The sequence below is a fragment of the Streptomyces griseoaurantiacus genome (assembly GCF_036189845.1).
In the GTDB taxonomy this organism is placed as follows: Bacteria; Actinomycetota; Actinomycetes; order Streptomycetales; family Streptomycetaceae; genus Streptomyces; species Streptomyces griseoaurantiacus.
Window position 1 is genome coordinate 4,453,009 of sequence record NZ_CP108326.1, and the last position, 13,509, is coordinate 4,466,517.

At 72.9% G+C, this 13,509-nt stretch carries 11 protein-coding genes; 6 read left to right on the top strand and 5 right to left on the bottom strand.

The window, feature by feature from the left end; translation table 11 throughout:
* The first annotated feature begins 109 nt into the window (after positions 1 to 109).
* On the top strand, positions 110 to 1,783 hold the full coding sequence (locus tag OHB09_RS19905; protein WP_328918599.1) for a succinic semialdehyde dehydrogenase: 1,674 nt from the start codon (positions 110 to 112) through the stop codon (positions 1,781 to 1,783).
* A 123-nt stretch (positions 1,784 to 1,906) separates the two neighbouring features.
* A complete protein-coding gene (locus tag OHB09_RS19910; protein WP_167792792.1) occupies positions 1,907 to 3,766 on the top strand; it encodes a GMC oxidoreductase in 1,860 nt (619 codons plus the stop codon).
* 163 nt (positions 3,767 to 3,929) lie between these two features.
* On the opposite strand, the gene OHB09_RS19915 is transcribed toward OHB09_RS19910, so the two are convergent.
* The gene (locus tag OHB09_RS19915) at positions 3,930 to 5,015 is read right to left on the bottom strand and encodes an LPXTG cell wall anchor domain-containing protein (RefSeq protein ID WP_328922323.1); all 1,086 of its coding nucleotides are present in this window, start codon (positions 5,013 to 5,015) and stop codon (positions 3,930 to 3,932) included.
* A gap of 576 nt (positions 5,016 to 5,591) precedes the next feature.
* A complete protein-coding gene (locus tag OHB09_RS19920; protein WP_234527908.1) occupies positions 5,592 to 5,915 on the bottom strand; it encodes a chorismate mutase in 324 nt (107 codons plus the stop codon).
* Between the two features lie 356 nt (positions 5,916 to 6,271).
* Between OHB09_RS19920 and guaA the strand changes: the two genes are divergently transcribed.
* Positions 6,272 to 7,846: a glutamine-hydrolyzing GMP synthase gene (gene guaA / locus OHB09_RS19925; protein WP_006140837.1), complete on the top strand. Its 1,575-nt coding sequence runs from the start codon at positions 6,272 to 6,274 to the stop codon at positions 7,844 to 7,846.
* A gap of 20 nt (positions 7,847 to 7,866) precedes the next feature.
* Here the strand turns inward: guaA and OHB09_RS19930 are convergent, their stop codons facing one another.
* Positions 7,867 to 8,388, bottom strand: a complete 522-nt coding sequence (locus OHB09_RS19930; RefSeq protein WP_191854515.1) for a pyridoxamine 5'-phosphate oxidase family protein — start codon at positions 8,386 to 8,388, stop codon at positions 7,867 to 7,869.
* Positions 8,389 to 8,551: 163 nt separating this feature from the next.
* Here OHB09_RS19930 and OHB09_RS19935 point away from each other — a divergent pair, with 163 nt between their 5' ends.
* The 3 genes from OHB09_RS19935 (at position 8,552) to OHB09_RS19945 (ending at position 11,594) form a co-directional block, all read left to right on the top strand.
* Entirely contained in the window at positions 8,552 to 9,343 is a 792-nt protein-coding gene (locus OHB09_RS19935) for a class II aldolase/adducin family protein (protein ID WP_328922324.1), read from the top strand.
* Positions 9,344 to 9,578: 235 nt separating this feature from the next.
* Positions 9,579 to 10,856: a hypothetical protein gene (locus OHB09_RS19940; protein ID WP_328922325.1), complete on the top strand. Its 1,278-nt coding sequence runs from the start codon at positions 9,579 to 9,581 to the stop codon at positions 10,854 to 10,856.
* A gap of 210 nt (positions 10,857 to 11,066) precedes the next feature.
* Positions 11,067 to 11,594: a DoxX family protein gene (locus OHB09_RS19945; protein WP_006140833.1), complete on the top strand. Its 528-nt coding sequence runs from the start codon at positions 11,067 to 11,069 to the stop codon at positions 11,592 to 11,594.
* 181 nt (positions 11,595 to 11,775) lie between these two features.
* On the opposite strand, the gene OHB09_RS19950 is transcribed toward OHB09_RS19945, so the two are convergent.
* The gene (locus OHB09_RS19950; RefSeq protein WP_093593869.1) at positions 11,776 to 12,012 is read right to left on the bottom strand and encodes a hypothetical protein; all 237 of its coding nucleotides are present in this window, start codon (positions 12,010 to 12,012) and stop codon (positions 11,776 to 11,778) included.
* Positions 11,999 to 13,393: a PspC domain-containing protein gene (locus tag OHB09_RS19955; RefSeq protein WP_328922326.1), complete on the bottom strand. Its 1,395-nt coding sequence runs from the start codon at positions 13,391 to 13,393 to the stop codon at positions 11,999 to 12,001. The genes OHB09_RS19950 and OHB09_RS19955 overlap by 14 nt, the downstream gene beginning before the upstream one ends.
* Positions 13,394 to 13,509: the final 116 nt, after the last annotated feature.

Genomic DNA, 13,509 nt, shown 5'->3' on the forward strand with positions numbered 1-13,509 from the left:
CCAGTGATCACTGGCGCGATGTGTACGGCCGGTGAAAGCCCGGGAAGCGCCGCGAATCCTCATTACCGACGGGTACCAAAACGCCGCGACCCGGCATACCCTGCGGCTCATGACCGACGCCCAGGCCTCCTCGCCGACCCCCCGCACGGCAACTCCCACGGCCACCCGGTCCACCCCGTCCGACCCGGACGCGGCGGCCGGCACCAACCCCGTCGCCCCCGTCCCCGAGGGTGTGCGCACGGCCGCCGACGTGGTGACGCCGGAACTGGTCGCCCAGTTGACCAAGGGCGTCACCGGCTCCGGCCGCACCAAGAGCCACACCCCGTTCACCGGCGAGAAGCTCGCCGAGCTGCCGGAGTCCACCCCCGAGGACGTGCGGAAGGCCTTCGAGGAGGCCCGTGCCGCGCAGACCGTGTGGGCCCAGGTACCGGTGCGGGAGCGGGCCGCCGTGCTGCTCCGCTTCCACGACCTGCTCCTCGAACGCCAGGGCGAGGTCCTCGACCTCGTCCAGCTCGAGACCGGCAAGGCCAGGCTGCACGCCCACGAGGAGGTGCAGGCCGTCGCCGTCGCCGCCCGCCACTACGGCCGCAGGGCGCGCGCCTACCTGCGGCCCAAGCGGCACACCGGCGCCGTGCCGACCCTGACCCGGGTCACCGAACTGCGCCACCCCCGCGGTGTCGTCGGCCAGATCGCCCCCTGGAACTACCCCCTGGAGCTGTCCGTCGGCGACGCGATCCCGGCCTTCGCGGCGGGCAACGCGGTCGTCATGAAGCCCGACACCGAGACCTGCCTGACCGCGTTGTGGGCCCGTGACCTGCTGATCGAGGCGGGGCTGCCCGCCGGGGTCTTCCAGGTCGTCCTCGGCGAGGGCCCGGTCGTCGGACCCGAGGTCGTCCGGTACGCCGACTACGTCTCCTTCACCGGCTCCACCCGCACCGGCCGCGAGGTCGCCCAGGGAGCCGCCGCCCGGCTCGTCGGCGTCTCGCTCGAACTCGGCGGCAAGAACGCCATGCTGGTCCTCGAGGACGCCGACGTGGACAAGGCCGCCGCGGGCGCCGTCCGCGCCTGCTTCTCCTCCGCCGGACAGCTCTGCATCTCCATCGAACGGCTCTACGTCCACGAGGCCGTCGCCGACGCGTTCCTGGAGCGGTTCACCGCCCGGACGAAGGCCATGCGGCTCGGCACCGCCCTCGCGTACGGCGCCGACATGGGCTCGCTCGTCGGCCCGCGCCAGCTCGAGACCGTCACCCGGCACGTGGAGGACGCCGTCGCGAAGGGCGCCCGGGTCCTCGCCGGGGGCGTGCCCCGCCCGGACGTCGGCCCGTACTTCTACGAGCCGACGATCCTCGAGGGCGTCGACACCCCCATGTCGGTCTGCGGCGAGGAGACCTTCGGCCCGGTCGTGTCCGTCTACCGCTTCACGAGCGAGGACGAGGCGGTCGAACGCGCCAACGCCAGCTCCTACGGTCTCAACGCCTCGGTCTGGACGAAGGACGCCCGGCGCGGCCGCGCGGTCGCCGCCCGGCTGCGCACCGGCACCGTCAACGTCAACGAGGGCTACGCCTCCGCCTACGGCAGCGTCCAGTCGCCGATGGGCGGCATGAAGGACTCCGGGCTCGGCCGCCGCCACGGCTCCGAGGGCATCCTCAAGTACACCGAGGCCCAGACCGTCGCCGAGCAGCGCGTGCTGCCGATGGCGCCGTCACTGGGCATGGACGACGAGAAGTACGCGGCGTTCATGAGCCGGAGCCTGCGCCTGATGAAGGCCCTGCGCCTGCGCTGACCGACCCCCACGCGTTCCCCGCGCCCCCGTCCCTTCCTCCCCGTCCGTCCCCGTCCGTCCCCGTCCCCATTCCCTCCGCCCCCGTCCCCGTCCCCCGTTTTCCGTTCTCGACGAGGAGAGCACGTGCCGCAGGAGAAGTCCGTCCCCGCCCGGGCCGAGGGCGGGCACCACCACGACGCCGAGGACGCCGCCGACGGGTACGACTACGACGTCCTCGTCGTCGGCTCCGGGTTCGGCGGCTCCGTGACCGCCCTCCGCCTGTCCGAGAAGGGCTACCGCGTCGGCGTCCTGGAGGCCGGCCGCCGCTTCACCCGCGAGACCCTGCCGAAGAACTCCTGGGACCTGAAGAACTACCTCTGGGCGCCCCGCCTCGGCATGTACGGCATCCAGCGCATCCACCTGCTCGGCAACGTCATGGTGCTGGCCGGCGCGGGCGTGGGCGGCGGCTCGCTCAACTACGCCAACACCCTCTACGTGCCGCCGAAGGCCTTCTTCGAGGACCCCCAGTGGCGGGACATCACGGACTGGGAGAAGGAACTCCAGCCGTACTACGACCAGGCCCGGCGCATGCTCGGCGTGCGGCTCAACCCGACGATGACCCCGTCCGACACGCACCTGAAGGCAGCGGCCGAGCGGATGGGCGTCGGCGACACCTTCCACCTGGCGCCCGTCGGCGTCTTCTTCGGCGACGGCAAGGACGCCGCCGGGGACGCCGAGGCGGCCCCCGGCGCGGAGGTCGACGATCCCTACTTCGGCGGGGCGGGCCCGTCCCGGCGGGCCTGCGTCGAGTGCGGAGAGTGCATGACCGGCTGCCGGCACGGCGCCAAGAACACCCTCAACGAGAACTACTTGTACCTCGCCGAGAAGGCGGGCGCGGTCGTGCACGCCATGACCACGGTCGTCTCGGTGACGGACGACTCGCGCGGCGGGTACGCCGTCGCCACCCTCCCCACCGACGACCGCCGCAAGGGCGCGGGACGCCTCTTCACCGCCCGCCGGGTCGTCCTCGCGGCCGGCACGTACGGCACCCAGACCCTGCTGCACCGCATGAAGGCCGGCGGTCAACTGCCGCACCTCTCGCGGCGGCTGGGCGAGCTGACCCGCACCAACTCCGAGGCGCTGGTCGGCGCCCAGACCGACGACCGGCGCTACCGCAAGGCGCACGGCGCGCCCCGGGCCGACTTCACACGCGGCGTCGCCATCACCTCGTCCGTCCACCCGGACGCCAGCACCCACATCGAGCCGGTCCGCTACGGCAAGGGCTCCAACTCCATGGGCGGCCTGTCCATCCTCCAGGTGCCGTACGCGGAGGGCGGCTCCCGCGCGCTGGCCTGGCTGGCGAACGCGGCCCGCCACCCCCTGCTGATGGTGCGCTCGCTGTCCAACCGGCGCTGGTCGGAGCGGACCATCATCGGACTGGTCATGCAGTCGCTGGACAACTCCCTGACCACGTACCTGAAGCCGAAGGGCACCGGCAAGGGGCTGCTGACCGCGCGCCAGGGGCACGGCGCCCCCAACCCCAAGCAGATCAAGGCGGCCTCCGAGGCCGCGAGCGCCCTCGCCGAGGAGATCAACGGCTTCCCCGGCAGCAACGTCGGCGAGCTCATGGGAACCCCGCTCACCGCGCACTTCCTCGGCGGCTGCCCCATCGGCGACTCGCCCGAGACCGGGGTGATCGACCCGTACCACCGGCTCCACGGCCACCCGGGCATCTCCGTGGTGGACGGTTCGGCCGTCTCCGCGAACCTCGGCGTCAACCCGTCGCTGACGATCACGGCGCAGGCGGAGCGGGCGATGGCGTACTGGCCCAACAAGGGCGAGGCCGATCCGCGCCCGGCCCCGGGGGCGGGATACGCGTCCCTCGACCCCGTGGCACCCCGGCACCCGGCGGTCCCGGAGGAGGCCTTCGGCGCACTGCGGCTGCCGTTCCTGGGGATGCCGACGGTGCCGCCGCGGAAGCCGCGCGAGGCCGCGGCCGAGTAGCCGTCCTTCGGGGCGGCGGGAACGCGGGCCGCGCCCCCGCGCCGGCGGCGGACGGAGAAGAGGGACCTGCGCCCCCCTCCTGGCCCAGGTCCCTCTTCCCCGTCCGTGCCGGCGTAGCGCGCCGCCCGGGCCCGCGGCTTCCCGCGGGGCCGGGCGGCGGCGCTCAGGCCGCCGTGCCGCCGCTCCTGCGGCGACGCACCGCGAACACCGCGCCGGCACCGGCGACGACGGCCACGCCGCCGACGAGGCCGACGGTCGGCAGCATCGAGCTCGAACCCGTCTCGGCGAGGCTGCCGGTGACCGGGATGTCCGCGGCCCCGCCCTGCGGCTTCTTGCCGCCGACCGGCTTGGGCTTCTTGCCGTGGTCGACCGGCGTGGCCTGCCCCGGGTCCACGTTGCCGCTGCCCGGCTTGAGCACGGAGAACTGGTAGAAGCCGAAGGAGCTGTGGACGCAGTTCCGCTTCTCGTCCAGGTAGCCGCCCAGACCCACGGTGAAGCCGTCACCGGCCGGGGCCTTGGCGGTGATGTCGAGGCGGAGCTGGATGGTGACCGTCTGCTTGGCGCCGAGTTCGGTCTCGCCGAAGGAGATGCCCTCGCCGACGACGTCCGCCAGCGACGTCCAGGTCTTGGTCGCCGGGTCCAGGTACTGGACGTGGGTGTACTGGCTCAGCGAGGCCTTGCCGCCCCCGTCGAGCCCGTCGTTGTCCACCAGCACGAACCACTCCACGGTCCCCAGCGGCTCGTCGCTGTGGTTGGCGGCGGTCAGCTTGAAGGTGTGCCAGCCGCTGCCCGCCACGATCTTGCCGGGGAGCCCGGAGACGCCGAGGGTCAGCGCGGAGTCGAGGTCGTCACCGTTGTCGTCGACCGGGCAGTCGGTCGGGTCGTCGCTCGGCTCCTTGGTCGACCCGGTGGCCGGGGTGGTGGCGGGGGTCGTGACGGCGTCCACCGGCTTCCCGCCGGACTTGCCGGCCTCGCCGCCGTTCGCGGCGTCCGAGCCTTCCGTGGCCGGGGTGTCCCCGTCGGCGGTGTCCGCGTCACCGGAGCCTTCGGCGTCGCCCCCGGTGTTGTCTCCGGAGGTGGAGTCCGTGCCCGTGGTGGCCTCGCCGGACGGCGCGGTGTCCGTACCGGCGGACTGGGTCGTGCCGGTGGCCGGGTCGTCGTCCGCGAGGGCCACTCCCGCCGCCATCAGCGACAGCGGGGCGATGGCGGCCGTCGCGGCGGCGGTGGCGAGAGCACGGCGAAGCTTCATGAAGACCTCGAGAAGTCGGGCGTACCGCCCCCGTGGCGGTACGGACGGAGGCCTCCGCGTGTGGGGCGCGGACGTGGCCCTTGGTTCCACAGAGGTGACCGTCCGCGATCGGTGAAGGTTGTCCTCGTCTTCACGACATCTTTATGTGAGGTGGATCACGCCCGGCGGGCCGAGGGGGCCCGGTGTGCGGGCGGGAAGGGGCGAAGGACCCCGGGGAGCCCGCCGGTGCGGCGGGCGTGATGCTCCACGGGGTCCTTCTCCTCATGGGCACCGGTGGTCGGGGGCGGACGCCGGTGCCGGACGACGGCGCGAGGAGGAGGCGCCGTCGACAAGGCCTGTTCACCGCCGGCCGGCCCCGGGCGTCCCCGGGACCGACCGTCTCTTGGGTGACCGGGCTGCTGTCCCCTGCCGTCCGGTCACAACCGGGGCGAGGTCCCACGACGTACGGCGTGAATCCCGTACGTCTCATCGCCCCGGCGCAGCCACGCGTGGTTCCTTCGGGCCCGCCCCTGGCTGGCACGGACACCCCTATCAACGACGGGATGTGGCGTGGGTCACGCCCCGGAGAAAGGGATGTCAGACGCGGCCGCGGCACAGCTCGAGAAGCGTCATGGCGAGGGTGGTGCCGGGCTTGCCGAGGGCGGCGCTGTAGCGGCCGAGGATCTCGTTCTCGCGGGAGAGGTTCACCCGGCGGCCGCCGGAGGCGATGCGGGCGTCCTGGATGACGGCGGAGACGGCCATGCGCTCCTGGACGAGACCGAGGATGCGGTCGTCGAGTGCGTCGATGCGCTCACGGGCGCCGGTGATGAGGCCGGCGGCCTCGGAGGTACGGGCGCCGGTCCTCTCGGCGGCGGCGGGGGCGTCGGTCTTCTCGACGGTCTCGGGGTGGGTCGCGGTCATGGAGGGCTCCTTGTCGGATCGTGGTTCCCGGAGCCCCGGGTGACAGGTCCCGTGCACGCAGAGCGCCCCGGGCCTGTGTGGCCCGGGGCGCCTGGGAGGTCGCTCGTCAGTTGCTCAAGCAGCTCGACCATGGCAGCCGGTGGGCCGGGTGCCATAGGTAAAGAGGAAGGCCGGGTGCGTGCTGAGCATGGGGCCAGTATGCCGCGCGGCGGAGGGACGTCCAAGCGGGTTCGCATGATGAGACGGCCGGGGGCGGGAGGGGGTGTCTCCCGGGGTGGAAGCGAGGGCCGCGACGCCCCGCCGCCCCCCGGTAGACTCGGAATCACACCCCTTGCTCATCCGCCGGAAGGCAACCCGTGTCAGAAGCGTCCCCCGCCACCCCCGACACCGTTCTGGTCGTCGACTTCGGTGCGCAGTACGCCCAGCTCATCGCCCGTCGCGTCCGCGAGGCGCGGGTGTACAGCGAGATCGTGCCGAGCACCACCCCGGTCGAGGACATGCTCGCCAGGAACCCGGCGGCGATCATCCTCTCCGGCGGACCCTCCTCCGTGTACGCCGAGGGCGCGCCCACCCTCGACCGCGCGCTCTTCGAGTCCGGTGTCCCCGTCTTCGGCATGTGCTACGGCTTCCAGCTCATGGCGCAGACCCTCGGCGGCACCGTCGACAACACCGGCGCCCGCGAGTACGGCCGCACGGACATGTCGGTCAGCAAACCGTCCTCGACGCTGTTCGAGGGCACCCCCGCCGAGCAGTCCGTCTGGATGTCGCACGGCGACGCCTGCTCCGCCGCCCCCGAGGGCTTCAGCGTCACCGCCTCCACGGACGTCGTCCCGGTCGCCGCCTTCGAGAACGACGAGAAGAAGCTCTACGGCGTCCAGTACCACCCGGAGGTCATGCACTCCACGCACGGCCAGCAGGTCCTGGAGCACTTCCTGTACCGCGGCGCCGGCCTGAGCCCCTCCTGGACCACCGGCAACGTGATCGAGGAGCAGGTCGCCGCCATCCGCGAGCAGGTCGGCGACAAGCGCGCGATCTGCGGCCTGTCCGGCGGCGTGGACTCCGCGGTCGCCGCGGCCCTCGTGCAGAAGGCCATCGGCTCCCAGCTCACCTGCGTGTACGTCGACCACGGTCTGATGCGCAAGGGCGAGACCGAGCAGGTCGAGAAGGACTTCGTGGCCGCGACCGGCGTCCAGCTCAAGGTCGTGGACGCCGAGGAGCGGTTCCTGAAGGCGCTGGCCGGGGTCTCCGACCCCGAGCAGAAGCGGAAGATCATCGGCCGCGAGTTCATCCGGGTCTTCGAGCAGGCCCAGGCGGAGATCATCGCGGACGAGGGCCCGGCGGTGGAGTTCCTGGTGCAGGGCACCCTCTACCCCGACGTCGTCGAGTCCGGCGGCGGCACCGGCGCCGCCAACATCAAGTCCCACCACAACGTGGGCGGCCTCCCCGAGGACCTCGAGTTCCAGCTGATCGAACCGCTGCGCAAGCTGTTCAAGGACGAGGTCCGGATGGTCGGCCAGGAACTCGGGCTGCCGGAGGAGATCGTCCAGCGCCAGCCGTTCCCCGGCCCCGGCCTCGGTATCCGGATCGTCGGCGAGGTCACCAAGGAACGGCTCGACCTGCTGCGCGAGGCCGACGCGATCGCCCGCGAGGAGCTGACCGCGGCCGGCCTGGACCGCGACATCTGGCAGTGCCCGGTGGTGCTGCTCGCCGACGTCCGCAGCGTCGGCGTCCAGGGCGACGGCCGCACCTACGGTCACCCGATCGTGCTGCGCCCGGTGTCCTCCGAGGACGCCATGACCGCCGACTGGTCCCGGCTGCCGTACGACGTCCTCGCCAAGATCTCCACCCGGATCACCAACGAGGTGCGCGACGTCAACCGCGTCGTCCTCGACGTGACCAGCAAGCCCCCGGGCACCATCGAGTGGGAGTGAGTGTCCTTCGCTGAGGGCGCTCAGGTCCGCCGGAGGGTCCGCACCGGCTCTCCGGGCTTCCAGATCTCGAGGACGAGGTACTTCTCGTCCTCGACGGTGGTCCGCACGACCTCCCTCAGTTCGGCGCGGAAGAGGTGGAACGGCTCCGGCGGTTCCACCTCTTCCACGTACGCCGACCGCCGTTCCGGGTCCGTCACCTCCACCGCCCGCCCGCCGATCCGTACGTCCCCGCCGCCCATCCCGGTGCCCGGGCCCTGGTTGGCCTGGAGTGCGAAGCGCGGATCCCGGCGCAGGTCGAGGGCCTTGAGCGAGTCCGGCATCATGCCGAAGCACAGCTCGCCGTGGACGAACCGCACCTCGATGCCGCTGGTGCGGGGCGCGCCGTCCGTGCGGAGGGTCGCCAGGGTGTGGTGGGTGAAGGCCTCGAAGCGTTCCCGGACGGTCCGGGCCAGCGCCGGTTCGGCGGCCGCGAACTGTGCCCAGACGGTGCCCGTCCGCGAGTCCCGCGTGGTGTACGCCTTGTCCAGAGAGCCGTTGTCCATACGACCGAGGATCACCCGCAAAGGTGACACCTCCTGTCGGGTATCGCAGGCCGTCGTTCCGCGCGATGTCACCGACCGCCAACTCTTCACGGAAACCCCTGTCCCCCCAGGACTGACCGGCGGTAACTTCCGCCCCGTGAACGAACCCAGTGCGGGAGCACACATGCACGAATCCACCCCGCCGCCCCTGCCCACCGACAAGCTCCGGTTCGCCCTGCCGCCCAAGCACGAGTCGATCGAGGACGAACGCCGTCACCGCAAGGAACGGCTGGCCGGCGCCTTGCGGATCTTCGGCCGCAAGGGCTTCGAGGACGGGGTCTCGGGACACATCACCGCCCGCGACCCCGAGTTCAGCGACTGCTTCTGGGTCAACCCCTTCGGCATGCCGTTCCGGCACGTCACCGTGAGCGACCTGGTGATGGCCAACGCCGAGGGCCAGGTCGTCGAGGGCGACTACCACGTCAACCAGGCCGCGTTCACCGTGCACGCGCAGGTGCACGCCGCCCGCCCCGACGTCGTCGCCGTCGCCCACTGCCACTCCGTGCACGGCCGCGCCCAGGCCGCCCTCGGCGAGCTGCTGGACCCGATCACCCAGGAGAGCTGCGCGTTCTACGAGGACCACGTGGTGTACGAGGCCTACACCGGGGTCGCCGTCGACGCGGAGGAGGGCCGCCGGATCGCCGCCTCGCTCGGCAGCCGCAAGGCACTGGTGCTGCGCAATCACGGCCTGCTCACCGTCGGCGACTCCGTGGACGCCGCCGCCTGGTGGTTCCTGTCGATGGAGCGCTCCTGCCAGGTGCAGCTCGCCGCCCGCGCCGCCGGGCGCCCGGTGCTGATCGACCACCGGCAGGCGTCCGCGACCCGGGAGCAGCTCGGCGGGGACCTCGTCGCCTGGATCAACTACCAGCCCCTGTGGCAGCACATCAGCCGCAGCGAACCGGACCTGCTGAGCTGAAGCCCGGACCGGCCCTCCGGCGTCTTCGCGCCACTTCCTCGCACCGTCCGTCCCGTTCACCCCGTCCGTCAACACGCGCGCGGCGCATTCACCCCCACTGACCGGACCTGGCCGACGCGCACCCCCTTCGGTACGGCACAATGCGTGCTCGTCGCAGGGGAGTGGCAGACGGGCCGGACGCATCGCGGAACCGGCCGTACCAAGGCACGGGACGCGGGGAAGGCGGGCATCGGGCGTGGCGGTGCAGGAGGCGAGACAGGGCGCGGAGCCCACGGCCCACCGGGGCGGTTGTACCTGCGGGGACTGCCCGCACGGCGCCCGCGAGGGGCATCGGCGCGCGGTGGCGGCGTTCCTCGCGAAACGGGACGGGTACGCTTCCGGGCAGGGCCTGCCCGCGGCGGTCGCGCACTCCGCGTCCGCCTCCCGGCAGTGGGTGTCGGACGAGTTGACCCAGTCCGCCGACGCCGTCGCCGAACGCGGCCGCGCCGAGGGCGAGGCCTGGCTGGCCCGGCTCTGGCACCGCACCGCCTTCGCGGTGTGGGGTGGCGTCACGGTCCTGCTGCTGGTCCAGGCGCTGACCGCCGTCGGCGCCGGCTGGTCCCCGGCCCGCACCGCCGGACTGCTCGCCGCGGTGCTGCTCGGCGCCGTCCTCACCGGCGCCGGGTACGCGCACCGGGCCCGGGGCGGCGCGCTGGCCCCCGTCATCGGCGAGGACAACCGCCTGTCCACCTCGCGCGCGGTGGCCGCGAGCTGGGTGCTGTTCACTGTGTACGCGGTGCTCGTCCTGGTCGGCCAGCTCGCCGCGGCCTCCGCGCACGGTCGGCGCGACCGGCTGATCGCCGGGCTCGACCTCGCCCGCGGGGCGGGCGTGGTGACCGTCGTCGCCGTGGTCTGCGGGATCGCCGTGCTCGTCCGGCGGGTCGTCGGCCTGCGCGTGCTGGGGCAGCGCCTGCAGAAGGTGCGCGCCCACCGCCCGCGCGCCGCCGATCTGCTCTCCGACGACTCCGGGAGGGGCAGCTTCGCCGACATCCAGTACGTGATGATCAGCGCCGTGGCCCTGGCCTTCGCGGCGGTGCGCCTGGCCCGCCGCCCCGACCAGCTCCCCGACCTGCCCTGGGGCCTCGCCGTCCTCGTCCTGATCTCCGCGGCGACGTACCTCGCCGCCAAGTACGCCGAGGGCGGCCGTCCGGTGATCCTCTCCGTGGTCCGCGCCCGGGAGGCCGGTGACCTGGACGCCCCGATCCGCACCGGCGACGACATCGAGATCCGCGGCGCCGGCTTCGTCCCCGCCGGTGCCCAGTCGGCGGACCGGCTGTCCCGCATGGTGGTGCGTATCGGCGCGGTCCATGTCCACGTCCCGCTGGTCCCGGTGACCGGCGGCTTCGACAATCCCTCCGACACCCTGCTGACCGTCCCCGTCCCGGCCGACGTCGAACCCGGCCGTGTCGAGGTACAGGTGGTCACGGCCGCCGGAGTGGAGACCAACCGCGTGACCGTCGAGGTCCTCGACTGACCCGGCCCGATCACCCGACTGCCCCCTCGGCTGATCCACCGGGCAGAGACTCCCCCGAACCGCCCATGCCACGTCCCCCAAGCTGTCTACAACATGTCAGTACGTGGTCGGACCGTGAAGACGCGTCCGATCGTTGAGCGGCCCCCGTTTCTCGTACGTATGGTTGGTTGAGATCTCAACAGTCCAGCGGGCGAGAGGCGGCGACCGGCAGTGACTCACATCCGTTCCGATACGCACACCCTTCATGTGGGTGAGCAGCGAGGCTGGCGGGACACCGCCACGCGGTACGCCCTCGTCCCGCTGCGGATCTTCCTCGGCGTCACCTTCGTCTACGCAGGCATCGACAAGCTGACCGACAGCGCCTTCATGTCCGACTCGGGGGCCGGCTCGCTGGGCGACACCCTGCGCGCGGTCCGCGACTCCTCGGCCATCCCCGCCCTCGTCGACCTGGCCCTCAAGAGCCCGGTCGGCTTCGGCTACGCCATCGCGCTCGGCGAACTCGCCGTCGGCCTCGGCACGCTGTTCGGCCTGCTGACCCGCGTCGCCGCGCTGGGTGGTGCGCTGATCTCGCTCAGCCTGTGGCTGACCGTGAGCTGGGCCTCCGATCCGTACTACTACGGGAACGACCTCGCCTATCTCATGGCCTGGCTCCCCCTCGTCCTCGCCGGTGCCTCCGTCCTCTCCCTGGATGCCGTGCTCCACGCCCGCCGCAGGCAACGGACACCCAGCTACCGCTGACTGCGGGCGGCATCGCCGTCACCGCCGCTGTGCCCTCGCTGCGGCCACCGGCCCGGCAGGGCCGGCGGGCCGGGGCCACCGCCGCGGGTGACGGGCAGCGGGTGACGGCGGGTGGCAGCGGTCCCGGGCGGGCCCTCGCCACGCTGTCGCCCTGAGCCCGGGGGCCACCGTCGGAGGCTGCTCAGAGCGGTGTCTTCGAGGAGGCCGGTGCCGTGGGACGGGTCCGTCGCCGGCGGCGCACCGCCCGGCCCGTCATTCCCGCCGCGGCCGCCAGGCACAGGCCGCCCACGACGATCGGGATGATCACGAACCACGGCGTGCTCCACCAGCCACCCCCGTCACCCGCGTAGGCGACCCCGGCTGAGGCGAGCGCCAGCCCCGCTATCAGCCGGCCGGGCCAGAACTCATGACGCGGCACGGGTCACCTCCACCTGTCCGAGGCCCACCCGCAGTTTCAGGTCGAACGAGCCCACGTTCTTCTTCTTCCCACCGGCCGCCGGCGGCAGCGTCACCCGCTTGTGCTTGCCCGGAGCCACGTCCACGTCCTTCGAGGTGTCACCCGGGAGCTGGATGTCGCCGATGCCCGCGTTGATGTCCAGCCTGGTCGTGACGCCGGGCGGCAGCACGATCCGGAGCCGTCCGATGCCCACCTCGGCGTCGGTACTGACCGTCCGGCCCTCGGCCGGGCGTATTCGGCTCAGGTCGAGCGTGCCCTCGCCCGTGCCCAGGTCGTAGTTCTCCCGGACCGTGGAGGCCGAGGCCGGTGCCCAGGTGGTCCGCGCCCAGTGGGTGCCGATGTCCTTGGGGAGCGCCGCCGACGCGGCGAGGAGGGCCGCGGTGAGCACGGCCATGATGATCGAGCCGGCACCCGTCCGCCCTATGAAGGCGCTGAGCGCTATCCCCAGGCCGAAGACGGCGAGTGCGCAGGAGAGGCCGATCTGCAGACTGGTGCCCAGGGGGTGATCGCTCCAGGTCAGCCCCGTGCCCAGGCCTCCGGCCAGCAGGGCGAGCAGGGTCACCGGGCCGCCCGTGCGGCGCGGACCGCGCGGGCGGGGCCGCGGCGCCGGCGGTGTGCCCGGGCGCAACGGGTAACCCTCGGCGATGTTCACCGCGGCCCGCACGTCCCGGTCGGGGATGTCCGGTGGCCCCCACAGGTATCCGGTGCCCCCCTCGTGCGTGCCGTCCTTGACGATCGGCTCCCGCCACCAGGAGGGATACGTCGTCGCCACCGGCGGTGCCGTGGCCTCCGGGGGCGCGTCGGCGGCGGCCTGCGCGGCCAGGGGGTCGGGCGCCGGTGCGCCGCGCCGCCGGGACCAGTACCCGGCGCCGGCCAGCAACAGGGAGAGGACCGTGGCGAAGGCCAGCACGGTGCCGTTCTTCAGCATCGTCAGGAAGACCCCGCAGCCGACCAGGGCGAACAGCACGGCGGCGAGCCCCGGGCCGTCGACCCGTCCGGTCAGCAGCTTGCGGAACTCGTTCTCCTCCTCGTCCTCGAAGGGGACGAGGAGCCAGACGAAGCCGTAGAAGAGGAGGCCGAGACCGCCGACCGCGGACAGCACCGCGAGGCCCACCCGGAAGATCACCGGGTCCATGTCGCACTGTCGCCCCAGACCGGCGCACACCCCGCCCAGCATCTTGTACCGGCGGTCGCGGCGGAACCGCTGCGGCACGTCGACGCCCGCGGTCTCCTCGACGCCGGCGGCCTCCCCGGCGGCCGTGGGCTCCTCGTGCGCGCGCGGTTCCCTTCCCGGCCCGGGGGCGGGCCCCGGCCCCGCCGGCGCGTGCTGGTGATCTGTCATGCGTCCATCGTCCCCGCAGCGGCGCCCGCGCGGCAGCAGGGATGACCCTGGCAGAACCCTGAGATCCGGTCTCGGGGCACGGCGCTGCGGCGGCAGGCGCGCGGAAGCGCGGGACG